Annotated in this window: 23 protein-coding genes; 13 read left to right on the top strand and 10 right to left on the bottom strand. The window is 74.2% G+C overall.

Annotation, left to right across the window (positions count from 1 at the left end; genetic code table 11):
* Positions 1-78 precede the first annotated feature (78 nt).
* From ACZ68P_RS15375 to ACZ68P_RS15360, 4 genes are all read left to right on the top strand, one after another.
* The gene (locus ACZ68P_RS15375; protein WP_471006225.1) at positions 79-306 is read left to right on the top strand and encodes a DUF5133 domain-containing protein; all 228 of its coding nucleotides are present in this window, start codon (positions 79-81) and stop codon (positions 304-306) included.
* 133 nt (positions 307-439) lie between these two features.
* The gene (gene bdeA, locus ACZ68P_RS15370) at positions 440-1408 is read left to right on the top strand and encodes a bis(hydroxyethyl) terephthalate hydrolase (protein WP_471006222.1); all 969 of its coding nucleotides are present in this window, start codon (positions 440-442) and stop codon (positions 1406-1408) included.
* Between the two features lie 137 nt (positions 1409-1545).
* Positions 1546-4425, top strand: coding sequence for a helix-turn-helix transcriptional regulator (locus ACZ68P_RS15365; RefSeq protein WP_471006219.1), 2880 nt, complete (start codon positions 1546-1548; stop codon positions 4423-4425).
* Positions 4426-4579: 154 nt separating this feature from the next.
* Complete coding sequence (locus ACZ68P_RS15360; RefSeq protein WP_471006218.1) at positions 4580-5011, top strand: ATP-binding protein; 432 nt, start codon at positions 4580-4582, stop codon at positions 5009-5011.
* A gap of 136 nt (positions 5012-5147) precedes the next feature.
* Here ACZ68P_RS15360 and ACZ68P_RS15355 read toward each other — a convergent pair whose 3' ends face one another.
* Positions 5148-5309: a DUF5670 family protein gene (locus ACZ68P_RS15355; RefSeq protein WP_158984609.1), complete on the bottom strand. Its 162-nt coding sequence runs from the start codon at positions 5307-5309 to the stop codon at positions 5148-5150.
* Between the two features lie 218 nt (positions 5310-5527).
* Between ACZ68P_RS15355 and ACZ68P_RS15350 the strand changes: the two genes are divergently transcribed.
* From ACZ68P_RS15350 to ACZ68P_RS15335, 4 genes are all read left to right on the top strand, one after another.
* Positions 5528-5701 (top strand): CsbD family protein, encoded by a 174-nt coding sequence (locus tag ACZ68P_RS15350; RefSeq protein WP_471006216.1) that lies wholly within the window; start codon positions 5528-5530, stop codon positions 5699-5701.
* 93 nt (positions 5702-5794) lie between these two features.
* The gene (locus tag ACZ68P_RS15345) at positions 5795-7138 is read left to right on the top strand and encodes a PP2C family protein-serine/threonine phosphatase (protein ID WP_471006214.1); all 1344 of its coding nucleotides are present in this window, start codon (positions 5795-5797) and stop codon (positions 7136-7138) included.
* Between the two features lie 2 nt (positions 7139-7140).
* The gene (locus ACZ68P_RS15340; RefSeq protein WP_471006212.1) at positions 7141-7494 is read left to right on the top strand and encodes an STAS domain-containing protein; all 354 of its coding nucleotides are present in this window, start codon (positions 7141-7143) and stop codon (positions 7492-7494) included.
* A gap of 153 nt (positions 7495-7647) precedes the next feature.
* Entirely contained in the window at positions 7648-9147 is a 1500-nt protein-coding gene (locus tag ACZ68P_RS15335; RefSeq protein WP_471006210.1) for a diacylglycerol kinase family protein, read from the top strand.
* Positions 9148-9231: 84 nt separating this feature from the next.
* Here the strand turns inward: ACZ68P_RS15335 and ACZ68P_RS15330 are convergent, their stop codons facing one another.
* The 7 genes from ACZ68P_RS15330 to ACZ68P_RS15300 all read right to left on the bottom strand — a co-directional run bounded on the left by ACZ68P_RS15330 (position 9232) and on the right by ACZ68P_RS15300 (position 16437).
* Positions 9232-9411, bottom strand: coding sequence for a hypothetical protein (locus tag ACZ68P_RS15330; RefSeq protein WP_471006208.1), 180 nt, complete (start codon positions 9409-9411; stop codon positions 9232-9234).
* A 169-nt stretch (positions 9412-9580) separates the two neighbouring features.
* The gene (locus ACZ68P_RS15325; protein ID WP_471006207.1) at positions 9581-10162 is read right to left on the bottom strand and encodes a DUF6328 family protein; all 582 of its coding nucleotides are present in this window, start codon (positions 10160-10162) and stop codon (positions 9581-9583) included.
* Between the two features lie 81 nt (positions 10163-10243).
* Positions 10244-10816 (bottom strand): VanZ family protein, encoded by a 573-nt coding sequence (locus tag ACZ68P_RS15320; RefSeq protein ID WP_471006205.1) that lies wholly within the window; start codon positions 10814-10816, stop codon positions 10244-10246.
* Positions 10817-10940: 124 nt separating this feature from the next.
* Positions 10941-13733, bottom strand: coding sequence for a hypothetical protein (locus ACZ68P_RS15315; protein ID WP_471006203.1), 2793 nt, complete (start codon positions 13731-13733; stop codon positions 10941-10943).
* A 242-nt stretch (positions 13734-13975) separates the two neighbouring features.
* Positions 13976-14743 carry an NPP1 family protein gene (locus ACZ68P_RS15310; protein ID WP_471006201.1) on the bottom strand — a complete coding sequence of 256 codons (768 nt, stop codon included), beginning with the start codon at positions 14741-14743 and terminating at the stop codon, positions 13976-13978.
* Positions 14744-14905: 162 nt separating this feature from the next.
* Entirely contained in the window at positions 14906-15091 is a 186-nt protein-coding gene (locus ACZ68P_RS15305; protein WP_471006200.1) for a DUF6381 family protein, read from the bottom strand.
* A 149-nt stretch (positions 15092-15240) separates the two neighbouring features.
* The gene (locus ACZ68P_RS15300; protein ID WP_471006197.1) at positions 15241-16437 is read right to left on the bottom strand and encodes an aminotransferase-like domain-containing protein; all 1197 of its coding nucleotides are present in this window, start codon (positions 16435-16437) and stop codon (positions 15241-15243) included.
* Positions 16438-16708: 271 nt separating this feature from the next.
* Between ACZ68P_RS15300 and ACZ68P_RS15295 the strand changes: the two genes are divergently transcribed.
* The 3 genes from ACZ68P_RS15295 (at position 16709) to ACZ68P_RS15285 (ending at position 19963) form a co-directional block, all read left to right on the top strand.
* Positions 16709-16933 (top strand): hypothetical protein, encoded by a 225-nt coding sequence (locus tag ACZ68P_RS15295; protein WP_471006196.1) that lies wholly within the window; start codon positions 16709-16711, stop codon positions 16931-16933.
* 60 nt (positions 16934-16993) lie between these two features.
* Positions 16994-17389: a DUF2267 domain-containing protein gene (locus tag ACZ68P_RS15290; protein WP_471006195.1), complete on the top strand. Its 396-nt coding sequence runs from the start codon at positions 16994-16996 to the stop codon at positions 17387-17389.
* 117 nt (positions 17390-17506) lie between these two features.
* Positions 17507-19963, top strand: coding sequence for a SpoIIE family protein phosphatase (locus tag ACZ68P_RS15285; RefSeq protein ID WP_471006194.1), 2457 nt, complete (start codon positions 17507-17509; stop codon positions 19961-19963).
* Between the two features lie 108 nt (positions 19964-20071).
* Here the strand turns inward: ACZ68P_RS15285 and ACZ68P_RS15280 are convergent, their stop codons facing one another.
* Both ACZ68P_RS15280 and ACZ68P_RS15275 read right to left on the bottom strand, forming a co-directional pair.
* The gene (locus tag ACZ68P_RS15280) at positions 20072-20866 is read right to left on the bottom strand and encodes a VOC family protein (protein WP_471006192.1); all 795 of its coding nucleotides are present in this window, start codon (positions 20864-20866) and stop codon (positions 20072-20074) included.
* A 172-nt stretch (positions 20867-21038) separates the two neighbouring features.
* Positions 21039-21389 carry an STAS domain-containing protein gene (locus ACZ68P_RS15275; protein ID WP_471006191.1) on the bottom strand — a complete coding sequence of 117 codons (351 nt, stop codon included), beginning with the start codon at positions 21387-21389 and terminating at the stop codon, positions 21039-21041.
* 278 nt (positions 21390-21667) lie between these two features.
* On the opposite strand from ACZ68P_RS15275, the gene ACZ68P_RS15270 reads away from it, so the two are divergent.
* Both ACZ68P_RS15270 and ACZ68P_RS15265 read left to right on the top strand, forming a co-directional pair.
* Positions 21668-22582, top strand: coding sequence for an AurF N-oxygenase family protein (locus ACZ68P_RS15270; protein WP_471006189.1), 915 nt, complete (start codon positions 21668-21670; stop codon positions 22580-22582).
* A 69-nt stretch (positions 22583-22651) separates the two neighbouring features.
* Positions 22652-24301: an FAD-dependent oxidoreductase gene (locus ACZ68P_RS15265; RefSeq protein WP_471006188.1), complete on the top strand. Its 1650-nt coding sequence runs from the start codon at positions 22652-22654 to the stop codon at positions 24299-24301.
* Positions 24302-24367 lie beyond the last annotated feature (66 nt).

Raw genomic sequence — 24367 nt, 5'->3', positions numbered from 1 at the left:
CCGCATACACCGGGGAAGCGGGGGTACGCGGCGCTTCGAGCCGGGCGGTCGGCGCCCTGACGTGAGGGGAGACTCACAGTGTTGATGGCCCATCCCGCGGTACTGAGCAACCTGATCGAGCAGTACACGACTCTGAGGGTGCTCCACGCGGAGAACGGGAGCGAGGAGGTGCGGCAGCGGATGGACGACCTCGCGTACACGCTGTGCGTCTCCACCGGTACGCGGGACGTGGACGCGGCGCTGATAGCCGCCCGGCACCGGCTGCCGGGCGCGCGTCCCGAGGGCGACTCGGTGCTGATGGCCTGAAAGCGGCGGACCGAAGCCGGCACACCCCTTCCGGGAGGGTGTGCCGGCTTCGTCGTGTCCCGTGCACGGCGCCCGGCCGGCGACGCCTGCCCCCGTGCGCGGCGCCTGCGCGCCGAGGCCGGTGATTCTGCCGATGCCTTCGTCCCTCGCGGCCCGGACATTGACCGGGCCAGTCATTCCACGGCCGCTTCCGCTCCGGCAGCGGCCGTACACGACACGAGAGGACGACTCCGTCGTGAAACGACACCTCGCCGCCGCCGCCGCATTCTGCAGCCTCGCCAGCATCACCGTACTCACCGCCCCCGGCGCACAGGCGGCGGACAACCCGTACGAGCGTGGCCCCGCTCCGACCGTCTCCAGCATCGAGGCGCTGCGCGGCTCGTACGCCGTCTCCGACCTCAGCGTCTCCTCCCTGGCCGTCACCGGCTTCGGCGGCGGCACCATCTACTACCCCACCTCGACCTCCGACGGCACCTTCGGCGCCGTGGTGATCTCGCCCGGGTTCACCGCGTACCAGTCGTCCATCGCCTGGCTGGGCCCGCGCCTCGCCTCGCAGGGCTTCGTCGTCTTCACCATCGACACGAACACGACCGTGGACCAGCCGGACAGCCGCGGCCGGCAGCTCCTCGCCGCGCTCGACTACCTGACGCAGCGCAGCTCCGTCCGGGGCCGGATCGACAGCACCCGGCTCGGCGTCATGGGCCACTCGATGGGCGGCGGCGGTGCGCTCGAGGCCGCCAAGAGCCGGCCGTCGCTCCAGGCCGCGATCCCCCTCACCGGCTGGAACACCGACAAGACCTGGCCGGAGATCTCGACGCCGACCCTCGTCGTGGGCGCGGACGGCGACACGGTCGCCCCCGTGGCCACGCACTCCGAGCCGTTCTACGAGAACCTTCCGAGCTCGCTCGACAAGGCGTACCTGGAGCTCAACGGTGCGACGCACTTCACACCGAACACGTCGAACACGACGATCGCGAAGTACAGCATCTCGTGGCTCAAGCGGTTCATCGACAACGACACCCGGTACGAGCAGTTCCTCTGCCCGGCTCCCCGGCCCAGCCTGACGATCGCCGAGTACCGGGGGACGTGCCCGCACTCCTGACGTCAGGTGTGCCCGCACTCCTGACGTCAGGTCGTCTGTGCGGGCTCACAGAGCCGCGCCCCCGGGCATGGGCCAGGATCCATCGGTCCCTGCCCGGGGGCTGTCCACGTTACTTACGGGGCAGTAACGTAACGGCCGTGAGTGGAGGGACGAGCGCGGCGGCTGCCACGGGGCTGCACGGCCGCACGACCGAACTCGCCGCCGTGGACGCCCTTTCGGCCCGCGTCGGCGCCGGGTCGAGCGGTGTCCTGCTGGTCACCGGCAGCCCGGGCACCGGACGCACGGCACTGCTGCGCCACGCGGCGCGGGGATTCTCCGGCACGGCCCGTCTGGTCCTGCCGCCGCCCGGGAACAGGGTGCCGTGGAGCGGGGTGCGGGCTCTGCTGTCGGCGTTCGGCCCGGGCCCTTCGGCGGCCCGGCGGGCGCTGCGCGTCGCCCGGGGCCCGGAGGGGCTCGGCGCCGCGGTGGCGGGCCTCGTGCCCGAACGGCCGCTGCTGCTGTGCGTGGACGATCACCATCTGTGGGACGCCCACTCGCGCGCCGCGCTGGCCTCGGCGTTGCGGGCCGGGGGGCCCGCGGGGGTGGGCTGGCTGGTGTCCCACGCCCGCCATCACCGCTCCCCGGACGTGCCGGGCGCGCAGGTGGTGCGCCTGGGGCCACTGAGCGCGGAGAGCGCGGGCCGGCTCCTCGACGACGTCAGCCCCGGCCCCGTGGCCCCCTCCGTACGGGCCGGACTGCTCCGGGAGGCCGTGGGCCATCCCGGTGTCCTGACCGCCACGGCCCGGCGGCTGTCCGCCGCGCAGCTCGCGGGGCGGGCTCCCCTCCCCCACCCGCTGACCGACGGACAGGTCCTCACGGAGGTGTACGGCGGGCTCCTCGATTCGCTGCCCGCCGAGAGCCGGCGGCTGCTGGCCCTGGTCGCCGTCGCGGGCGAGGCGGCCGGCGGCCCGGACGGGGCGGCGCGGCCCACGGTCGACGGCGACGCGGTGCTGGCCGCCGCGCGGGCGACGCGGACGTCGCCGGAGGCGCTGGACGGGCTGCTCGCGGACGGGCTGCTCGGCGGCGCCCGTCCCGCGCTGCGCTTCGAGGACCCCTTCCTCCGGCGGGCGGTCCTCGCCGGGACGCCGGCGTCGTGGCGCCGCTCCGCCGACGCCCTGTTCACCCCGCCGTCGGACGAGCCGGCGCCCGGTGTGGACGAGGGGCGACACGCCGGCACCGACCTCGACCACGTGGGGCACGAGGGCGCGGCGTACGACAGTGGTGCCCCGGCGGACGCGCCCCGCACCAGGGGTCACGCCGACGGGCGGAGCGCGCGTGCCGGCGCCCCGAACGCCCGGAGGCGGGCCACGGTCGCCGGCGGGCGTCACGACGGGCCGCTCGGCGCCGGCCCGGGCCCGTCCGCGGCCGCCTCCTCCCCCGCCTCCCGGAGCGGCGCGCGGCGCACGGCAGGACCGCAGCCATTCCCCCTCCTCCGGGCGGTGAGTCACCGCGCGGACCGGTTGCGCGCCCCGGACGAGGTGCGGTCGCTCGCGGACGTCGTCCGGGGCCGGGCGGAGCTCCTTCGGGGCCTCACGGACCTGGCCGACGGGCCCGTCGGGGACGCCCATCAGGCGTTGCTGCTGGCCTCCGGGCTGCTGCGCGACGAGGCCCCGCGGGAGGCGGCCGACGCCCGCTTCCTCGCGATGGAGGCAGCGTGGGCGGCCGGCGACCCCGTCGCCTGCCTGACCGCGCTGGACGGCGGCGACGGGGCGGCGTCCGTCCGCCGCGGTACGGCGCCGGGGGACGGCTGTCACACCGGCGGGGACGGCGCGGAGCAGGACTTCCTCGACGGCATGCGCGCGGCGCTCGCGATACGCCTCCACGAGGCCCGGGCCCCGCTGTCCCGTGTGGTGGCGCGTGACGGCACGTCCGACGACCCGCGGCTGCTGCTCCGCGCGGGATCGGCCGCCCTCGTGCTCGGGGACACGGCGTCGGCGGCCCGGGTCTACGGCCGGGCGCTGGCCCGGGTCCGGGCGGAGGGCCGCAACGCCATGATCCCCCGTGTCCTGGAGCACCTCGCCTACGCGGAGCTGCGGGCCGGACGCCACGGCCGGGCCGGGACGCACGCCCGGGAGGGGCTGCGGGCCGCGGAGCTGACCGGCCAGCACAACGTGGCGGCCCATCAGCACGCGGTCCTGGCCCTGGTCGCGTCGGTGGCCGGGGACGCGGCGTCCGTCGAGGAGCACGCCCGGCAGGCGCTGGCCGTGGCGCGCGGCCACGGCCTGGCGCAGGCGGCCACGCTCGCCGAGTGGGCGCTGGCCCGTGCGGAACTGGGGCAGGGCCTGGCCGCCCAGGCCACCGCGCGGCTCGCCCAGCTGGTGCTGCCAGGGCCCCGCTCCGGCCACTTCGCCCTCCGTATGCTCGCCGTGCCGTGCTTCGTGGAGGCGGCCGACGCCACCGGCCGGGGCGACGAAGCGCGCGCGGCGGCCGAGGAGTTCACGGTGTGGGCGGCCCAGGGGGTCGATCCGCAGGCACCTGCGCAGCTGGCGCGCTGCCGGGCGCTGTTGACCGCGCCGGAGGACTCGGCGCACTGGTACGCCGAGGCGATGCGCCGGCACGACACGTCCGGCAACGACTTCGAACGGGCGAGGACCCTGCTCGCGTACGGCAAGTGGCTCCGGCGGCGCAGGCGTTCGCTGGAGGCCCGGGTGCGGCTGAGCGACGCGCTCGTCACCTTCGAGCGGGCGGCGGCCGAGATCTGGGCCGCGCAGGCCCGTGCCGAGCTGCGTGCCACGGGCGGAGCGGCGGGGGGCCCGAGCGGGACGGCGGCGCCGGGCGACCTGACGCCCCAGCAGCAGCGCATCGCCGCGCTGGCCTCCGAGGGGGCGACCAACCGGGAGATCGCCGACCGCCTGTCCATCAGTCCGCGGACCGTCGATCACCACCTGCGCAACGTCTTCGCCCGGTTGGGTGTGCGTTCGCGGGTCGAGCTGTCGGGCGTCCTGGCCCGTGCCGCGAGGGGCGCGGAGGGGCGGTGAGCTCGTGACTCCGCCGGTCGGCGCGCCGGGGCCGCGTCACCCCCGGTAGCGGCCCGGTCGCCGCATACGGCCCTACGCTCGTGTGTCACCTCGGCGACGGCGGGAAAACGAGCGGGGAGCGAATGCCTGGAAAACGGGAGGAAGGGGAACCACGATGCAGCCTCACGACGAGGCCTGGTCCCATACGACGACGCGAACGCGTGCCGAGAACGTCTCCGCCGGCGGCGGTGACGAAGGCGTGCGGACCTCGGCCGACGCGCGGGAGACCACGCGGCGCAGGCTCGCGCGCATCCGGCCGGTGAACCGGTCGCAGGTGGACGACCTCCTGCTCGTGGTCTCCGAGTTGGTGGCCAACGCCGAGCGGCACGCGGGCGGCCCCACGGGTTTCCGTCTCGACCTCGCGCGGGACAGCGCGACGGTGTCCGTCACGGACGCCAGCGGCACCCTGCCGGAGAACCGGCGCGGGGCGGCGCTGACCCCGGGCGGCTACGGCTGGCCCATCGTCCAGCGTCTGTGCCGCGAGGTGACCGTCTCGGTCCACGAGGGCGGGAAGACGATCCGCGCGGTCGTCCCGCTGGAGCAGTGACACGGGCCGCAGCGGTGACGCGGAGGGGGACGCGCGCGGACGCCGAGGCGGTGCGCGCGGGTGACACGGGCGTGGGCGCCACCCCTGAGGGGTGGCGCCCACGAGCCTTTGCGATCGGCGTCCGCCGTGACGACCGCTACCAGCGGTACCAGCGGCCTGTGCCGCCCTTCGGCCGGGCCACGAAGCCCAGCAGCCAGAGGACGAGAACGATGACGGCGATCCACCAGAGCGCCTTCACCGCGAAACCTGCGCCGAAGAGAATCAGCGCGAGCAGAAGAACCAGCAGAAGAGGAACCATTCCTATCAACCTCCCGGCGACCGCTTACCCCCGGCTTTGGTGAACATCCCTTCGAATTGGCGAGTTTTTCGCGGTCGATCCGGGGAATTGCAAGGGGCTTCGCGGAATTGCATAGGGCCTTGTGAGCCGCTTCCTTTCTCCCGGCTGGTTTAGCGTCGCGATTCGCGGTCAGGCGCCTTGACGTCAGACATGACCCAACGCACAGGGAGTGATCGGCTGTGTCCGGTGAGCAGAAGGCGAAGGCCAAGGGCGAGCAGGCCAAGGGCAAGGTCAAGGAAGCGGCTGGGCGGATGACCGGCAACGAGCGTCTCGAGGCGGAGGGCCAGGCCGAGCAGGCGAAGGGCGACGCCCGCGCCGCCAAGGAGAAGACGAAGGACGCCTTCAAGCACTGACCCCGCCCGGGCAGAGAGGGGCGGCTCCGCGACCGCGGAGCCGCCCCCTCCGCCGTGCCGGCCCGACACGTGGCCGACCGCTTCAGGAGCCTCATGAACCACGGCACAACGGGCCACGACCAGCCCGGCCTCCGCTCGCCCGCCGTCGCCCTCGAGTCCTACATGGCCGTCCTGGAGGACAGCGCCGAGGAGCTGTACGACACCGCTCCGTGCGGTTACGTCTCGATCCTGCTGGACGGCACGGTCGCCCGGATCAACACCACCCTCCTCCAGTGGCTCGGGCTCGGGCGGAGCGACGTGGTGGGCCGGGTGGAGTTCGGCGACCTCCTGACCCCCGCGGGACGGCTCTCGTACGAGGCGCAACTCGCCCCCGCGCTCCGCCTGAACGGAGAGGTGGGCGGTGTTCCGCTGGAGCTGGCCTGCGTCGGCGAACCGCTGCCGGTCCTGGCCAGCGCCATAGTGCGGACGAGCTCCGACGGACGGCCGCTGCTGGCCAGGATCACGCTGACGGACGCGCGGGACCGGCGCGCCTACGAGTCCGAGCTGCTGCGCAGCCGGAGGGAGGCCGAGGAGGCCCGCCGCGCCGCGGAGGCCGACAGGGCCCGGCTCCAGGACGCGCTGGCGGTGCTCCAGCGCAGTCTGCTGCCCGCCCGGCTGCCGTCCGTCCCCGGCCTGGACGCCGCCTCCTACTACCACACGGCGTCTCCCGACCGCCTCGGCGGCGACTTCTACGACCTCTTCCCGCTCGACGGGAAACGCTGGGCGTTCTTCCTCGGAGACGTCTGCGGCAAGGGGCCCGAGGCCGCCGCGCTGACCTCTCTGACGCGGTACACGCTGCGGGCCGCCGCGCTCCACGACCCCGATCCCGTCGCCGCGCTTCGTACCCTCAACACCGCGCTCACGGAGCACTATCCGGCGGGCGAGACCTGCTACTGCACCGCCGTGTTCGGCGTGCTGGAACCCCGGGGGACCGACGGGTCGTTCGCGCTCGAACTGGCCTCGGGCGGCCATCCGCCGGCGCTCGTCGTACGGAACGACGGCCGGACGGAGTTCCTGTCGACGCCCGGTGGGCTCCTGCTCGGAATCCTGCCGGACGCGAGGTTCGTCTCCGCGCGCACGACGCTCCGTCCCGGGGACAGCGTGCTGCTGTACACCGACGGCCTCACCGAGGCCCGCACGGGAGCCGCCCGTGACCTGTTCGGGGACGAGGCCCTCCGGGATTTCGTCGCAGAGCGCGCCCCCGCCACACCGGGAGGTATCGTCACCGCGCTGACGGGGCTCCTCGAGGGTTTCGGGGACGGGCTGGGCGACGACACCGCCCTCCTCGCCCTGGGAGTGCCCGTCGGCGGCCCCGGCGGCAACGGCGACCGGTACGCCCGGGACCCCACGCCGGACGGCCGAGCGACCACCGCCCAGCCTTCCACCGACCGAGACTGATCATGACCATACTGGACATCACCACACGAACCTCGTCCGCGGGCACCGTCCTCACGATCACGGGCACCCTCGACTACGAGACAGCGCCGGACCTGCGGGAGCGGGTGCGGGCCGTCGACCTCGCGCCGGGGGCCCTGCTCGTCCTGGATCTCGCCGGTCTGGACTTCTGCGACTCCAGTGGGATCAACGCCTTCCTGACGGCCCGCAACACCGCCACCACGGCCGCGGCGTCGATCGCCCTGGCCTCCGTGCCACCCTCGGTGGCGCGGGTTCTCGGCATCGTCGGCCTCGACCGGATCTTCGCGATCCACCCCGACAGCGACACCGCGGCGAACGCCCATCTCGCCACCTCCTGACATCGGAGCGCGTCGCCCCGGTGCGGCGTACCGTCGTACCGACGCCGCCACGCCTCGACTCGGCGCGAGTCACGTGTCATTCCGGCTCAGCCGGGTACGTTGGCGCTGGCCGGGCGCGTGTTCGAGCGTCCGGACCGACGACGAGGAGATGTGATGAGCCAGGTCGCCAGAGGACGCATGACAGGCGCGTTCGGACGGCTGGACCGCAAGGTCTTCGGGCACGTCGCGAACCGCTCCTGGCCCGGCGCCGAGCCGGTCCTGCCCCGGCTCAGCCGGAGCGCGAACCACGGGCTGCTGTGGTTCGGGATCGCGGCCGGGATGTGGGCCCTGGGCGGGCCGCGCGGGCGGCGCGCCGCGGTGCGCGGGGTGGCGTCCCTTGCGCTGGCCTCGGCCACCGTCAACACGCTCGCCAAGGGGGCCGTCCGCCGCGACCGTCCGCTGATCGACACGGTGCCGCTGGTACGCCGGCTGCCGCACCAGCCGTTCACCAGCTCCTTCCCCTCCGGGCACACCGCCTCCGCCGCCGCCTTCACGGCCGGCGTGGCCCTGGAGTCGCGCGGCCTGGCGGCCGCCGTGCTCCCGGTGGCCGCCTCGGTCGCCTTCTCCCGTGTCTACACCGGGGTCCACTACCCGAGCGACGTCCTGGTGGGCGCCGGCCTGGGCGTGGGCGCGGCCTACGCCGTCCGGGGCCTCGCCCCCACCCGCGACCTGGTCGCGACGCCCGCCCGGCCCCGCGTCGACGCGCGGGCGCTGCCCGACGGCGACGGGCTCGTCGTCGTGGTCAACGCCGCTTCCGGCGCCCAGCCGCAGCTCCTGGATCCCGTACGCCAGATCAGGACGCTCCTGCCCCGCGCCGAGGTCATCCTGTACGAGGAGGAGGCGGGTCCGCTGCCGGACGTCCTGGACGCGGCCGCGGCCGAGGTGGCCGAGCGCGGTGGCGTCCTGGGGGTCTGCGGTGGCGACGGCACGGTGAACGCCGCGGTGGAGCCCGCCCTGAAACACCGTGTGCCCCTGCTGGTGGTGCCCGGCGGCACCTTCAACCACTTCGCGGTGGACCTCGGTGTGGACACGGTGGCCGACGCCTGCGCGGCGCTGGCCGAGGGGCAGGCGGTGCGCGCCGACGTCGGCCGGATCACCGCCGAGGAGGACGGGTCCCGCTCGTACTTCCTCAACACCTTCAGCCTGGGCGTCTATCCGGAGCTCGTACGGCTCCGGGAACGCTGGTCGCCCCGCCTCGGCGGCCCCCTGGCGTCCCTGCTCGGCGTGGGGCGCGTCCTGCGGACGTCCCGCCCCCTGCGGGCCGAGGTCAACGGCCGGCCCGAGTCGTTGTGGCTCCTGTTCGCCGGCAACGGCGCCTACCGCAGCGCCGGGCTCGCCCCACTGCGGCGCCACGACCTCGCGGACGGTGTGCTCGACGTCCGGATCGCCCACGGCGGCCGGTTCGCCCGCACCCGGCTGCTCGCCACGGCGGTGGCCGGAGGGCTGGCCAGGACGCGGCTGTACGCGGCCGCCCGGGTCACGTCCCTGCGTGTCTCGGGCCTGCCCGACGGCACGCACATGGCCTACGACGGCGAAGTGGTCCCGGCTCCGGGCGCCTTCCGGCTGGACAAGCTGCCCGACGCGCTGACCGTCTACCGTCCCCTCACGGACTGAGCGGAACGGCCGAACGGGCCGACGGCGCCCGCCCCGTGCGGGGTGGGCGCCGTCGGCCCGTTCGGCCGTTGCCGGCCTCCGTCTTCACTCGCCGGTCGAGAACTCCTCCTCGAAGTCGACGTTCTCGACGATGTGCACGCCCCCGACGTGGACCTCGAAGCTGCTGGTGTACTCCGACTCCCGCTCGTCGGCGGCGGCGGGGACGGCCGACGCGAGGGAGAGCGCGGCGAGGGCGAGAACGGCGGTGACGGCGAAGCGACGCATGGGTTCCTCCTCTGTGGTGCGGACTGGTGTGGGACGCATTCCACGCCCCGCGCCGGTCACACGGGGGTTCACCCGAACCGGTGGCCGTCCTCGGCCCGTCGGCGCGGCACCGGGGGCGGACCCGGTGCCCGCCGGTATAGGGCTCGTTCGGTCCCCGCCGGTGGAGGGCTCAGCCCCCGCTGGTGTAGCGGATCCGCACCCACAGCGGCAGTACGAACCAGCAGAGCAGGTACCAGAGCAGGACGCCGGAGACGAGCCACGGCACGTAGGGGTCGTGGGTGGCCACCCTGAGGATGAGGAACAGCGCCGACGTCAGGGTCGCGAGGAGCAGGATCAGTCCCGTGAAGGTCAGCCGGGACGCCCAGACCACGGCCTGCGGCTTGATGCGCCGACCGGACACGATCCGGTGGAAGGGGACCGGTCCGATCAGGGCGCCCGTGGCGAGGGACCCGAGGACGACGGTCACGATGTAGATCGTCTTGTCCGTCTGCTCCAGTCCCTTGTACAGCGGGGTGAAGACAACCGTGAGGAGGAAGCCGAGGAGGATCTGGACGCCGGTCTGGGCGACCCGTATCTCCTGGATGAGTTCCTGCCAGCGCCGGTCCGCGCGCTCGACCTCCGTCTCGGCCCGGCCGTCCGGCCTGTCGTCGGAGCGCTGGCCGGGCACTGCGGCCGTGCCGCCGGCTCTCTCGCCGTACGGCTCCTGGCGCCGCTCGTCCGTCGGCGTCGCGCCGTTCCTTCCCGTGTCCATGGACATCTCCTCCTGCGAAGATCGGTTCACCGCGCCCCTCGTCCGGAGCGCGGTAGGGGGTCGGGTCGTACTCGTCCCGGGTCAGGTGCGGCGCGGCGCCCACCACCGGCGCCTGCGCCGGGGGTGCACCGCCCTGCCCAGACGGCGGCCCACCAGGGCGTAGCCGAGGAGGGCGCCACCCGTGTTGAGCAGCACGTCGTCGATGTCGAAGGCGCGTCCCGTGATCAGGGCCCCCTGGACCAGTTCGACCAGGAGCATCGTCACCACCGTCAGCAGCGCGATGCGGACGAACCCGCGGGTGCGCGGGGACACGACCGGCAGCAGCAGGCCGAAGGGCACGCCCAGGAGCACGTTTCCGCCGAGCTGCTTGACGGTGTCGCGGAAGGCCGGCTGCGAGAGGTAGGCCCGGATCGAGTCGCCCGGCCGGAGGTTCGTATGGGTGAGCACCTCCGAGGCCGGTGACGGCTGGAGGGTCAGCCGGGCGAGGACGACGCCGAACGCCACCATCGCCGCGAGGGCCAGGACCGTGACGAGGACGCGGATGAAGGGGCCCGGCCCGGTTCGCGGGGCCTCCGCCTTCTCCGGGGGCGCCTGTGGAATCGCTTCCTCCGGCTGCTCGGCCGTGGTGCGGCGCCATCCGATACGCGGCGTCATGAATCCCCCCAAACTCCGTACTGCTCCAGGAAGATGCGCGTACCCCGGAAGTGCGTTCGGACACGCGTCGGCGCACGGTTCCCCGGTGGGGTCCGTGCGCCGACGGCGGGCGGTGCGGTGGGTGTTACGAAGCGTCGCGCACCGATCCGGTGAACTCCGGTCCTGGGCGCGGCTCCCAGGACTCGTCGTAGGTGATCAGACGTCCGCGCAGCGACTCCCTCGGCTCCCTCGACCGGTCCGTGACAGTGGGGACGGTCACGTCGGCGCTCGTCCGGCCGGCGGGCACGGTCACCGGCAGGGACGGCTGTTCCACGACCGAGGAGAGCGGCCGGGGCGGATGGGGGGCCTCGCCGAACAGCTCCTCCAGCCAGCCTCGGTCGACGTCGGCGGTGGACAGCTCCGCGCCGCCGGCGACGGGCAGCAGGGCGAGCTCGCCGGCGATGTCCGCGTCGGCGGCGGCGGAGAGCGTGACCCTCCAGGTCAGCGCCCTGCCTTCGGTGACGTCGTCCGCGACCGGGGTGAGGGTGACGGTGGGCATGGGGTCGTCGTCGCGTGCGGTCACCCCGCCGTGGTGCGAGCCGACGACCGCACCGCGCACCGCCTTCACGAACACCTCCTGGGAACGGTCGTGGCCATAGCGGTGGTTGCCGCGGACCGCGAAGGGAACGTCGATGGAGCCGCTGCCAGGCCGGACGGTGACGGTCCGGTGGGTGACCTCGTCCGTGCCCGGCCGGGGTACGAAGAAGCGGACCTGGCCGCTGCCGCTTCCGGTGACGCGCACCGGCACACGGTAGGTCCGGACTCCGGAGTCCCCCTCGTCGACCGTGAGGCGGCCGATGTCGACGCGCGGCGCGGGGGCCGGGCGGGCCGCCGGGGTGCCCGGGCGCCACCCCCAGGCGTCCATGAGCCAGGCCTGGCCGGCGCGGCTGCGCGGGGTCAGTTCGAGGGTCGTGACCCGGGTGAGGTCGAGGCCGGTCCGGGCGGCGGCGGACAGCGGGACGCGGATCTCGCGCGCCCAGTGGGAGGCGGTCCGCTCGCTGCCCGGGAGGCCGTCGATGCCTGCCCGGCCCAGCCGGGCGCGGCGGCCCGAGGTGTCGACGAGGGCGACGTCGAGCAGGGTGCCGGTGGAGCCGGGCGGGACGATCACGCGCAGGGCCAGGGCGTCGCTGCCGGCGAGGGAGAAGGGGCGCGGGGCGCGTATAGCCGTCGGGGCGCCCGCGTTCGTCCACCGCATCGCGATCGCGTCGCGGCCCGGCTCGGGCGAGGTCTCCCAGGAGGCGAAGTGCGGCGACCGGCCGCCCGCGTCCGGCGGAAGGCAGGCGCGGGCCGGGTCGGGGTCGACCTGGGCGCAGGTCCGGCCACGGGTCACGGCGAGCTGGGGGCCGGGCAGGAGGGCCGGGGTGCGGTGGGCGCCGACGGCGTGGGTGAGCACCTGGGCGGGGTCGGCGGAGGGGGCGCGCCGGCCGGTGCCGTCGAGCAGCGGACGCACCCGGTCGTCGCCCGCGACGAACAGCCGGGCCGACGCGGCGATGTACGTGGCGCCGGCGGCCTGCTGCCGTTCGGCGGTGAGCCGGGTCCTCGTCCCCGGTGTGCACACCGGGTCCGGGGTGTCGTCGGACCAGAAGTCGTCGTCGGCCGGCGCCTGGGCCTGTCCCGGGGTCCACTCGCTGTTGAAGAAGTTGTGGTTGGCGCCGACCATGGAGACCGCGCTGTGCAGCGCGGCGCCGCGGCCGACCCCGCGGGTGCCGTCGACGTAGATCTCGCCCTGGAGGTCGGAGACGTCACCGTCGCAGCCGGGCAGGATCGTGGTGGAGGGCACGTCGGGGACGGGGTTCTGACCGAAGACGGTGGGGCCGATGAGGACGTTGCCGCGGATGGTCCAGCGCACGGGTCCCCGGTGGCCGTCCTGGTCCGCGGGCGGCGGGTAGAGGCTGTCGAGCGCGGCCCGGTTGACGCCCTCGCCCCCGCGCGAGTGGCCGACGAGCAGCACCCGTGACAGGTCGGCGGGCGAGGCCGCGCGCACGGCGGCCGGGGCGCCGGGGCGGCCGGCGGCCCACTGCGCCCAGCGGGACAGATGGAGCCGGACCAGCGACGAACGGGCCTGCGCTCCCCCGTCCTCGGCGAGGTGGTCCTGGCCGTTGATTCCGTTGGCAGCGAGGGAGACCGTCACGTATCCCTGCGAGGCCAGGAGCCGTTGGGCCCGCAGATAGCCCTGATGGCTGGGGATCGGCCGGGCGCCGGGCGCGCACGGCCAGTCGCCGGTGACCTCGCCGGCGGTGGTGTAGCAGGTCGCGTGACGGCCGTGGAGGAACAGCGCCAGCGGGCGCCGGCCGGGCGCGCCGGCCGGCCCGACCACGGTGGCGCGCATCTCGACGGGGGCGGGGAAGCCCGGCAGGCGCACGGGGTCGAGCGCGTACTCACCGCTGACGGTGCGGTAGGGGCCGGGGACTCCGGGGTCGACGGGGTGGGCCGGGGGTATTCCCTGGGGCGTGGCGGGCGGCAGGGCACGCGCGGACGGACGGCGGGCGGCATCGTCGGCGCCGGCCGTGTCCAGGCGGCGGCCGCCGGCCGTCACGCGCAGCTCGGCGGCCGTCCGGATCGGGGTGTCCCCGAGGGTGAGCCGGTACGTCCGCCGGTCACGCGAGGCGGTCGGCCGGCCGAGCGGACGGTCGCCGGCGTGGAACTCGATGCGGGCGTCGCCCATGGGCACCGGCTCGGGCGCGGTCCAGACGAGCTGCCTGTCGGCGCCCGATCCGGTGAACCGCCAGCCCTCCGGCGGGTTTTCGGCGTCGTACGGGGTCCAGGGCGCTGTCGTCCGGGGTGCGGGGGACGGCTGGGCGTGCGCCGGCCCCGGCGCCGCGGCGGTCAGCGCCAGTAACGCCAGGGCCGTGGTCACCGCGCGTGTGACACGTATCAAAGCGGTCGTCCTCATCGTCGGTCACGTCGAGGCGCCGCGGTCGCCCGGGGCGCCTCCTTCGCCTCGAAGGAGGGCGACCGGCGTGCGGGGGTTGCCTGAGGTGACGCGCGAGGTGCGGAACGTCCGGAAGGGGCCGGGGGGATTGCGCGGTCCCTTCACCGCCGTCTCGCCAGGGACGCCCGAATGCGGGGCGGGACCGCGAGGCCCGCGCCCCGCACGGGGCCCGTCAGGCGCGTCGTGCGTCAGGCGTACGGGTCGAAGGGGACGGCGGGCGGCTTCGCCTTGGCGAGGTGGGAGGTGAAGTTGCCGTCCTTCAGGCCGAAGACGGCGCTGCCGAAGTCGGCCTGGACGAGCTTGTCCCGCACGGTCGGGGGGTAGCCGTTCCAGCCGACCAGGGTGGGGAACTGCCAGACGTGGTCGTGGTTCTCGGGCGGCTCGTCGTTGCTGTTGGCGGCGCGGAAGCAGTGGGTACCGATGCCGTCCTTGTGATAGACGATCTTGGGGTGGGTGCCGTCCCACCGGATCCGGTCACGCGCGTGGACGGTGAAGGAGCCGTGGGCGGAGGTCGAGACGTACCGGGCCACGCCGTCCTGCACCCAGACCACGACGTGCTCCCAGTCGTGACGGTGGCCTCCGAGCCCGCTGCCGGCGACCGCCTGGTCCTTCTCGAAGTAGAGGCCGTAGATGATCGCGCACCAGCCGTTGTTGCACGCGGAGCGCGCGTATCCGTTGGTGTTGCGCAGGTCCCCGGCGTCGCGGCACTGCCCGTTGACGGCGCCGGACGGCTTGAGGCCGCCGTTGACGGTCCCGTCGGGTCCGATGGCGGGGGTGGGGTAGCAGCCGTCCGTGTCGTAGTCGTAGGCGGGCTGGAAGGTCTGCTCGAGCCCGTCCGCGTTGCCGGGCAGGGACGGTGGGGGCGCGGCGAGCGCGCTGCCGGGTACCGCGAGAACCAGGGTGACGGACGCGCCGAGGGTGAACGCCAGTCTGCGGATCCGCGAACTCGTCTTCAAGCGGGGCCTCCTGAGGAGAACGACAGGGTCGCGGCTGACATGCCCATATCAGCAATGTCGAACCGCGATCCCCTCGCCGTTCTCCCCGAGGGCTCCCCCGGCAGACGGCCGGCCGGTGGCGGCCCCCTGCGGGGCTGCCACCGGCCGGCCGGCGCGGAGCCGTCACATGGGGTCCGTCATGCCACCCATCTCGGACTCGCGCTTGCTCTGCTCCTGGAGCCGGCGCGCCCGGTCCTTGAGCCGCTGACGCTCGTCCGGGTCGGTGGCACGGTCGGCGGCCTGCTCCATCTCCTGCGCCTTCTGGCGCAGCTGCTGCACGCGACCGCCGGACTCTCCTGCAACGCTCATGATCACTCCTGGGATCTGGGGGGTGAGCGGATGTCCTCAGAGAAGCAGCGGCCGCCCGCCCGCGCATCCCAGAGCGTCACCCACCGTCATCGCGCCAGCGCAGCGGGTGCGCCCGCGGGTGAGGGCCGCCGCCCGCAGGGGCGCCACCCTCAGGCGAAGGCCTTCGCCAGCCGGAGCAGTCCCTCGCCGATCTCGTCGGGCGAGTGCGTCGTGAACGACAGGCGCATCGCCCCCCGGTCGGGGGCGCCCGCATAGAACGGCGCCCCCGGCACGTACGCGACGCGGTGGCCGACGGCGGTCGTCAGCAGCTCGGTGGCGTCGTACCCCTCCGGGAGATTCACCCAGACGAACATGCCGCCTTCGGGACGGTTCCAGCGGCTGCCCACCGGCAGCGCCGCCGGAAGGCCGGCCAGCACCGCGTCCCGGCGCTCACGGTAGACGGCGCGCATCGTCCCGACGTGCGCGTCCAGGTCGCTGTCGCGCAGGTAACGCGCGGCGGCCGCCTGGTCGATGGTGGACGTGTGCAGGTCGGCCGCCTGCTTGGCGATCACGCACGAGCGGCGCAGGGCGGCGGGCGCGCGCAGATGGCCCAGGCGCAGCCCCGGCGCCATGACCTTGGAGAACGAGCCGAGCAGGACGGTGCGGTCGGCCGCCGCGGGGAGGGAGGCGATCCACGGCACCGGGTCACCGTCGTACCGCAGTTCGCCGTACGGATCGTCCTCGACGATCCAGAAGCCGTGACGCGCCGCGGCCTCGGCGACGGCGGCGCGGCGGGACTCGGGCAGCGTACGGCCGGTCGGATTCTGGAAGGTGGGGACGAGGTACAGCATCGTGACCCGCTCCCGTCCGGCGATCTCCTCCAGAGCGGCGGGGATGATCCCGTCGTCGTCGGTCGGCACGGGGACGACACGCGCCCCGGCGAACCCGAAGGTCTGCAGGGCGGCGAGATAGCAGGGATCCTCCACCAGCACGACGGCGCCCGGCTCCAGCAGGGCGGTGGCCAGGAGCGTGAGCGCCTGCTGGGAGCCGGTGGTGATCAGCAGGTCGTCGGCCTCCGTGGGCAGTCCCCGGACGGTCAGCCGCTCCGCGACGGCGGAACGCAGCCCCGCGTCCCCCTCGGTGGTGGAGTACTGCAGGGCCTGCCCCGGGCTGTCGGTCAGGACCCGGTCGTAGGCGGCGCGCAGGCCGGGGACGTCGAAGAGCTCGGGGGCGGGAAGGCCGCCGGCGAAGGAGATGACGTCGGGGCGGGCGGTGAGCGCCAGGATCTCCCGTACGGGCGACGCGGCGACTCCCGCGAATCGGGAGGCGGTCGGAGGCAGGGGCGCGGCGGCGACAAGAGGATGCATGATGCAATCATACGGAGCCGGGGCGTCCCAAGGCAGGGTGTCACGAGTTCTACCCCCTTATAAGGCACAGGACTTGGGCGCCGCTTCGGCGGAGCCCGCTCCTCCGGCGTGACGCCTCCCGGGCGGGACTCACACCTCGCAGGCCGCCGGAATCGGGCCGCGGCGGCGACGCCGGGCCGGATCCGCCGGACGGACCATCGGACGGCGCCCACGCCGCGTGCGAGGCGGCCGTCGGGCTGCGGGGGCGGCGGGGGCGTGGTCGGATCTGCTCATGGAGCGAGCAGAAGGCAACGACCGGGCCCCCTCGACGACGGCCGCCCAGCGACGCGCCGCCCGGCTGGCCGTCACCCAGCGCGCCACCGGGCCCGCCGATCTGGCGCGGCTCCTCGACATGCTCGACCTGCGCCAGGGCGACGATCCCCGCTACCTCGGCGACGAGGCCGAACCCCCGCCGTACACCGCCGATCCGGCTTCGGCCGGTGGTTGTCAGCTCTGACGCGCGGAGGTATATAGGCAGAGTGTCCGACATGTGCATCCCGACGTGTGGGAGGTCAGCATGCCTGTGCACGAGGACGCGCTGCTGCGTGAGGTCCAGGAACGCGGCGCCTACGCCTCGCCGGACGAGGCCGAACGCGCCACCCGCGTCGTTCTCGCCCTGCTCGGCGCCCATCTGGTGGGCGAGGTCCGGTCCGAACTGGCCGACCGGCTCCCCGCGACGGTGGCGACGGTGCTGCTCAACCCCCTCCAGGCACGTGAGCCGCTGCCGCCGGAGAGGTTCGTCCGGGCGACGGCCGCGTGGATCGAGGGGGCCGACGAGAAGACGGCGCCGTCCGACGTCCAAGCGGTGCTCGGCGTCGTGGCCGACCTGGCCGGGGACGACCTGATGAGCCGGATCCTCCTTCAGCTGCCCGTCGGCTACGACGTGCTCTTCGGTCGTCCTCAGCCCGTCTGATCAGGCCGGACGCCGCTCGCGGGCTGCTGAGCGCCATAATGGCTCCAGGGGTCCGGCGGTCCGTGGGGATGGCGGGACGGGGAGGAAACCGGCCGCGACGCTGGAGGTGCCTCCGTGATGAATGCGAGCGATCCGGCGGATGCCGCCGATCCGCATGACCCCGCCGGTCCGGCGGACGGGGCGCCTCGGTACGACGCCACCGAGCCTGCGGACGGACCGGATCCAGCCGGGGGTGCGGATCCGTACGAAGCCGCCGACCCGGCGGACGGGACGGATGCGGCCGGGGGTGCGGATCCGCATGTCGCCGCCGAGCCGTCCAGCGCCGCCGAACCGCACGTCCCGGCCGATCCGTACGTCGCCACCGCACCGCCTCGTGGGGCCGCGCCACCCCCCGGCACCGTGCCCTCCGCCGACACGGATCCGTCCGTCGTCCCCCCGCCGATCCCGGTCGGGGCGTCGACCACCACCGCGCACCCGACCGCCGCCGCGCTGGACGAGGCGCTCGCCGAGACGGCCCGCAGGACCGGCGCGTCGATCGGCGCCGTCTATCTCCTGACCCCGGACGAGCGGGCCCTGCACCTGGAGACGCTGTGCGGCGCGCCGCTGGAGTTCGCCGCTCCTTGGGCACGGGTCCCGGCGAACGCCCCCGCCCCGGTGGCCGAGGCCGTGCGCGAGGACCACCTGGTCTGGGTGGGCAGTCAGCAGGAGATGGCCCGCTTCTACCCGCGTACGGCCATGGCACTGCCCTACCCGCTGTCGCTCGCCGCCGCTCCGATCACCGGCAGTCGGCCCTGGGGGTCACTGCTGCTCATGTGGCCGCCCACCCGGCCCGCGCGCATGAGCCGCAGGGAACGCGGCCACATCGCCTCCCACTGCCGTCGCCTGGCCCGGCTCCTCGACGAGGCCCTCGAGTCCGGCAGACCGGTCGAGGGGGGCGCCTCGCCCCGCGTCATCCCGGTGGAGGCCGGGGGCAGGCCCGCCAGCCCCGTCCGGGCGGCCGCCGACTTCGCCGAGCGGCTGCCGGGCGGTTCCTGTTCGCTGGACCTGGAAGGACGCATCAGCTACGTCACCTCCGGAGGGTGCGAGCTGCTGGGCCGCGACGCCGCGCACCTGCTGGGCACGCTGCCGTGGCTGTCCCTGCCCTGGCTCGACGACCCGACCTACGAGGACCGCTACCGCGCGGCGGTGATCAGTCGCGAACCCGTCTCCTTCACGGCCTGCCGCCCGCCCGACCGCTGGCTCGACTTCCATCTGTATCCGGACGCCAGCGGCATCAGCGTGCGGATCGTCCCGACGGGCGCGCAGCCCCCGCCCTCACCGGCCCCGCGGCGTTCGATGCGTACCGCCACGCCCGCCCGTGCGGGGCAGCTCTACCAGCTCATGCACCTGGCCGCCGGGCTCACCGAGGTCGTGGGCGTCCAGGACGTCGTCGATCTGGTCGCCGACCAGATCATGCCGGCCTTCGGCGCGAACGGTCTGGTCCTGTCCGCCGAGGACGCCGGCCGGTTGCGGATCACGGGGCACCGCGGCTATCCCCCCGAGGTCATCGAACGTCTGGACGGTCTGCCGGTGGACACGGAGTTCACACCGGCGGGGCGCACGCTCTCCACCGGCATCCCCTCGTTCTTCGCCGACCCGGAGGAGCTGCGGCGGATCTACCCGGAGGCAGCCCCGGTCAGCGGCAAGCAGGCATGGGCGTTCCTGCCGCTGATCATCTCCGGCCGGGCGGTCGGCTGCTGCGTCCTGACGTACGACCAGCCCCACGAGTTCTCGGCCGAGGAGCGCGCACTGATGTCCTCGCTCGCCGGACTCATCGCGCAGGCCCTGGACCGCGCCCGGCTCTACGACATCAAGCACCAGCTCGCCCACGGCCTCCAGCAGGCGCTGCTGCCGCACACCCTTCCCCTGGTTCCGGGCCTCGAGGTCGCCGCCCGGTACCTTCCGGCCACCCGGGGCATGGACATCGGCGGCGACTTCTACGACGTGATCCGGCTCGGCGGCAGCGCCGCGGCGGCCGTCATCGGCGACGTCCAGGGGCACAACGTCGCCGCCGCCGCACTGATGGGGCAGGTGCGGGCGGGCGTCCACGCCCACGCCACGCTCGGCACCGCTCCGGACATCGTCCTGTCCGCGACTAACCGGCTGCTCACCGACCTCGACCCGGGACTCTTCACCAGCTGCCTCTACGCCCACCTGGACTTCGCGGAGGGTCATCTGCACGTCGCGAGCGCGGGCCATCCGCCGCCCCTCCTGCGAAAGCCGGACGGCCGTACGGCTCCCCTGGAGATCACACCCGGCCCGCTCCTCGGCATCGACCCCGACGCGGTCTATCCCGTCGCCGACATCCCGCTCACCCCCGGGCTGGTGCTGGCCTTCTACACCGACGGTCTCGTCGAGACGCCGGGGACCGACATCGACGAGTCCGTCGCCCGCCTCTCCGCGTGCCTTTCCCGGGCCACCGACGGAGACCTGGACCAGGTCATCGACACGCTGCTGCGGCAGGTGCGCCCGGCGCGGGACCGCACGGACGACATCGCCCTGCTGCTCCTGCGGACGCGAGGCGGCGCGGGATGACCCCGCCCCGAGGAGCAGGTACGCCGGGTCAGCGTTCCCAGGCCCGCGGGCAGGCGGGCTCCCGGGCCCGTCGACCGCGGCCGGCCGGCGACGGGCGCGGCGTCAGCGTCACACCCCGTCGGGCGACTCGTCGAGGGTGAACAGGGCGCCTTCGGGGTCCCGCAGGGTGGCCCTGCGCCCGTCGCCCCATGCGGAGTCGGCGCCGGTGACGACGCTGCCGCCGCGGTCGACGGCCACGGCCTTCACCGCGTCGAGGTCCCGGACCTTGAAGTGGACGAGCCAGCGGGGACGGCGCTGCGGCTTCGGTGCACCCTCCTCGACGGGCCCGCTGTTGAGCCGCGCGACGGGCTCACCGGCGCGTCGCAGGACGACCTGGTCCTCTTCGTAGAACACGTCGCAGCCGTGGTCCCCGGGCTCGCCCCACCCCAGGACCTCGCCGTAGAAGACCGCTGCGTCGAAGGCGTTCCCGGTGTGGAGCTCCAGCCACGCGGGGGCCGCCCCCTCTCCGACGCGCCAGTCCGCGTGGACGCCTCCCTCCCAGATGCCGAAGACCGCTCCTTCCCGGTCGGCCACCAGGGCGGCCCGGCCGCGGGGCGGATAGGAGACGGGGCCCACCCCGATCGTTCCGCCGCGTTCGCGTACCCGGGCGACGGCCGCGTCGGCGTCGTCGACCGCGAAGTACGCCGTCCAGGCCACCGGGACGGCCAGCTGTCCGGCGACGGCGCCGATGCCGGCGACGGGCACGCCGTCGCGCTCGGCGACGGAGAAGGCCCGCCCGAAGCTGCCCTGCCGGAAGCTCCAGCCGAGGACGGCGCCGTAGAAATCCTCCGCCGCCCGCAGGTCCCGCGCCACGAGGCTCAGCCAGCACGGCGCGCCCAGTACGTCAGCGGCCCTCACCACCATGCCCTGCCTCCTACCGTGGCCCGCGCGTGGCACGGGCACCCTGTCCGCCTCGCGTCTCGGGCATCCGGTACGCATCGGCGGCCCCGTCCGCCACGGGCGCCCCACTCGTGTCGCCTGCCTCGCCCGTTCCCCCGTGGGGGCTTCCCATGCCCGTCCGGGCCCGGGCCTGTCGTCACGAGGGCGTCAGGGGCCGGGCGGGCGGGGGGCCGGTCAGGACGCCCGCGGTCCGTGTGGTCACGAACAGGCGCTGGACCAGCGAGGACGTGACGTTCACGACGCGTAGCGAGGCCCCTCGGGCACGGGCGTACCGACCGGCACGGAGCAGCACGGCGAGGCCCGTGCAGTCGCAAAAGGAGACGTCCGTGAAGTCGACGTCGATCAGGCGCGCGCCGTCCGAGAGCGCGGTCGCGAGGGCCTGGCGCAGCTCGGCCACCGTGTCGATGTCGATCTCGCCCGCGACGGTCACGGTGGTGTGGGAGCCGCTCCGGGTGAGCGCGGTTTTCAGCGCGGGTGCGGTGTCCATGGTCGTGGCCTTTCGCTCCGGCCGGCCGTGGTCGTGCCGGGGGCGTCTCCGTTCTAGCACGTCATCCAAATGACGACAAATGCGTCGTCATCGGACAGATGACGGGGCGCTCCATCGCCGGTTCGCGGCGACGGCCGTGAAGACTTCGCACGGATTTCCTACCGAGGGGTAGGCCGACCCGGGGGCCTTGTTATACGTTCCGTCTAACAGCTTGCTAGATGCGACATCTAACAAGCGCGGTGGCATTCGCCGATCTCTCGAGTCAAAGGAGCCGCAGCATGGCAAGCAGCACCGTCCGGCCGGAGAACGAGGACCTGCGCCTCGAGCAGGACGTCGCCCGGCGGCTGCTCGATTCGGCCGCGAAACTGTCGTACGACCCGGCGGTCGAGGTGGACTGGGACACCCCCCTGGACAAGGACTTCCACGGCGCGAGCCCCGAGTGGAGCACCCTCTACGGCACGGCGTACTGGAACGAACTGACCGACGCGCAGCGCAAGGAACTGACGCGGCAGGAAGCCGCATCGGTGGCCAGCACCGGCATCTGGTTCGAGATGATCCTGCAGCACATGGTGCTGCGCGACATGTACACCAAGGACCCGACGGACCCGCGCTTCCAGTGGGCCCTCACCGAGATCGCCGACGAGTGCCGGCACTCCATCATGTTCGCCCGCGGCGCCGCGAAGCTCGGTGCGCCCGCCTACCGGCCGCCCCGGATGGTCGTCGAACTCGGCAGGGCCTTCAAGACGCTCGCGTTCGGCGAGGCGGCCTATGCCGCGATCCTGGTCGCCGAGGAGGTCCTCGACGTCATGCAGCGCGACTGGATGCGCGACGAGCGGGTGGTGCCGTTCGTCCGCACCATCAACAACATCCACGTGGTGGAGGAGTCGCGGCACATGAAGTTCGCCCGCGACGAGACCCGCAAGCGCCTCCGGCACGCCGGTCCGGTGCGCCGGCAGATCCACGCCTTCGTCATCGCGGTCGCCTCGTACTTCATCGTCACCAGCATGGTGAACCGCGACGTCTACGCGAACGCCGGCCTCGACGCGCGGCGCGCCCTCGCCGAGGCGAAGGCCAACGAGCACCACAAGTCCCTGATGCGGTCCAGCTGTTCGGGACTCATGGAGTTCCTGGCCTCCGCCCGCCTGCTCACCAGGCCGGCGCTGGCCTTCTACAAGCGCGCCCACCTGATCTGAACCGGCCCGGGCCGCCCGCCCGAACGACCCCACCGCCCCCGACGACGACCCGAGCCGACGGATGACGAGATGACCTACGCCATCACCCAGACCTGCTGCAGCGACGCGACCTGCGTCGCGGTGTGCCCCGTCAACTGCATCCACCCGACGCCGCAGGAGCGCGCGTTCGGCAGTACGGAGATGCTCCACGTCGACCCGAAGGCGTGCATCGACTGCGGCGCATGCGCCGACGCCTGCCCGGTCGACGCGATCTTCCCGGTGGACAGCCTGACGGGGCCGCAGAAGGAGTACGCCGCGATCAACGCGGCGTACTTCGCGGACCAGGACCCTGAGCCCGTCGACGCGGGTCCCAACTTCCACGCCTGGGGCGGCCCCACCTTCGAGCGGAGCCTGCCGTCCGACTTCGCGCCGATCCGGGTCGCGGTCGTCGGCACGGGACCGGCCGGCATGTACGCCGCCGAGGACCTGCTCCTGCACACCAACGCCGAGGTCACGCTCGTCGACCGGCTGCCGGTGGCCGGCGGGCTCGTGCGGTACGGCGTGGCCCCGGACCACCCCGCGACCAAGAAGGTGGGGGACACCTTCGCGCGCTTCCACACCCACCCCCGGGTGCGGATGCACCTGGGGGTGGAGGTCGGCAGGGACGTCACCGCCGAGGAGCTCGCCGCCCACCACGACGCGGTGATCTACGCCGTCGGCGCCTCCGCCGACCGCAGGCTCGGCATCCCCGGCGAGGACCTCGCCGGCAGCGTCTCGGCGACCGCGTTCGTCTCCTGGTACAACGCCCATCCCGAGACCGCGCCGGACGCGGTCGACCTCTCGGCCGAGCGGGTCGTGGTGGTCGGGAACGGCAACGTCGCCCTCGACGTGGCCCGCCTCCTCGTCATGGACCCGGCGGCCCTGGCCCGCACCGACATCGCCGACCACGCGCTCGCGGCCCTGCGCACCTCCAGGGTGCGCGAGGTGGTGCTGCTCGGGCGGCGCGGCCCCGAACACGCGGCGTACACCGCCTCGGAGGCGCTGGCGCTCCGGCATCTGCCCGGGGTGGACCTGGTCGTGGACGACCACGATCCGCGGACCGGCGCGGCGATCGACGGCGCCGCGGACGGTGACAAGGCCGCCCTGCTGCGCGGCGTGACCCGCACGGCGGTGGACTGGTCCGATCCTCCGGCTCCGGGGCGGCGCCTCGTCCTCCGCTTCCACTCGGCACCGCTGGAGATCCTGGGCGAGAACGCGGTGACGGACGTACGGGTGACGGACCGTCAGGAGGAGTGCGTCATCCCGGCGGGCATAGTCCTGCGGGCGGTGGGCTACCGCGGTGTGCCGGTGGCGGGACTGCCCTTCGACGAGGCGACCGGAACCGTGCCGCACGAGCGGGGCCGGGTGACCGGACTCCCCGGGACGTACGTCGTGGGCTGGATCAAGCGCGGCCCCTCGGGCGGGATCGGTGCCAACCGGGGCTGCGCCGCGGAGACCGTCGGTACGCTCCTGGCCGACGCGGTGGCCGGCGCCCTTCCCTCGGCCACCCGGACCGCGCGGGCGTTCCAGCGCCTGGCCCGGAGCCGGGCCCGCCAGGTCGTCGACGCGCGGGGGCTCGCCGCCATCAATCGCGCCGAGCTGGCCCGTGGCCGCGCGGACGGCCGTCCGCGGGTCAAGCTCGGCACCCTTCCCGAACTGGTGGCGGCGGCGAAGGGCACCCGCGGACGGCTGCGCGGCTGAGGCTCTCGGACGAGGTGCGCCGCGCCCTTCGCCGGGGGCACGGGGCCCCGTCCTTCGATAGGGTGC

The organism is Streptomyces sp. NPDC036822, assembly GCF_055609145.1.
Note: the sequence above shows the minus strand (reverse complement) of the source record. Positions and strands in the feature narration are given on the sequence as shown.

Coding starts and splice junctions, on each gene's coding strand:
- ACZ68P_RS15290 (WP_471006195.1), top strand. CDS start 16,994: ATGCCTGTGCACGAGGACGCGCTGCTGCGTGAGGTCCAGGAACGCGGC.
- bdeA (WP_471006222.1), top strand. CDS start 440: ATGCCTTCGTCCCTCGCGGCCCGGACATTGACCGGGCCAGTCATTCCA.
- ACZ68P_RS15320 (WP_471006205.1), bottom strand. CDS start 10,816: ATGACGCCGCGTATCGGATGGCGCCGCACCACGGCCGAGCAGCCGGAG.
- ACZ68P_RS15355 (WP_158984609.1), bottom strand. CDS start 5,309: ATGGTTCCTCTTCTGCTGGTTCTTCTGCTCGCGCTGATTCTCTTCGGC.
- ACZ68P_RS15280 (WP_471006192.1), bottom strand. CDS start 20,866: ATGGTGGTGAGGGCCGCTGACGTACTGGGCGCGCCGTGCTGGCTGAGC.
- ACZ68P_RS15300 (WP_471006197.1), bottom strand. CDS start 16,437: ATGCATCCTCTTGTCGCCGCCGCGCCCCTGCCTCCGACCGCCTCCCGA.
- ACZ68P_RS15345 (WP_471006214.1), top strand. CDS start 5,795: ATGAACCACGGCACAACGGGCCACGACCAGCCCGGCCTCCGCTCGCCC.
- ACZ68P_RS15285 (WP_471006194.1), top strand. CDS start 17,507: ATGAATGCGAGCGATCCGGCGGATGCCGCCGATCCGCATGACCCCGCC.
- ACZ68P_RS15270 (WP_471006189.1), top strand. CDS start 21,668: ATGGCAAGCAGCACCGTCCGGCCGGAGAACGAGGACCTGCGCCTCGAG.
- ACZ68P_RS15295 (WP_471006196.1), top strand. CDS start 16,709: ATGGAGCGAGCAGAAGGCAACGACCGGGCCCCCTCGACGACGGCCGCC.
- ACZ68P_RS15325 (WP_471006207.1), bottom strand. CDS start 10,162: ATGGACACGGGAAGGAACGGCGCGACGCCGACGGACGAGCGGCGCCAG.
- ACZ68P_RS15340 (WP_471006212.1), top strand. CDS start 7,141: ATGACCATACTGGACATCACCACACGAACCTCGTCCGCGGGCACCGTC.
- ACZ68P_RS15305 (WP_471006200.1), bottom strand. CDS start 15,091: ATGAGCGTTGCAGGAGAGTCCGGCGGTCGCGTGCAGCAGCTGCGCCAG.
- ACZ68P_RS15265 (WP_471006188.1), top strand. CDS start 22,652: ATGACCTACGCCATCACCCAGACCTGCTGCAGCGACGCGACCTGCGTC.
- ACZ68P_RS15330 (WP_471006208.1), bottom strand. CDS start 9,411: ATGCGTCGCTTCGCCGTCACCGCCGTTCTCGCCCTCGCCGCGCTCTCC.
- ACZ68P_RS15335 (WP_471006210.1), top strand. CDS start 7,648: ATGAGCCAGGTCGCCAGAGGACGCATGACAGGCGCGTTCGGACGGCTG.
- ACZ68P_RS15360 (WP_471006218.1), top strand. CDS start 4,580: ATGCAGCCTCACGACGAGGCCTGGTCCCATACGACGACGCGAACGCGT.
- ACZ68P_RS15275 (WP_471006191.1), bottom strand. CDS start 21,389: ATGGACACCGCACCCGCGCTGAAAACCGCGCTCACCCGGAGCGGCTCC.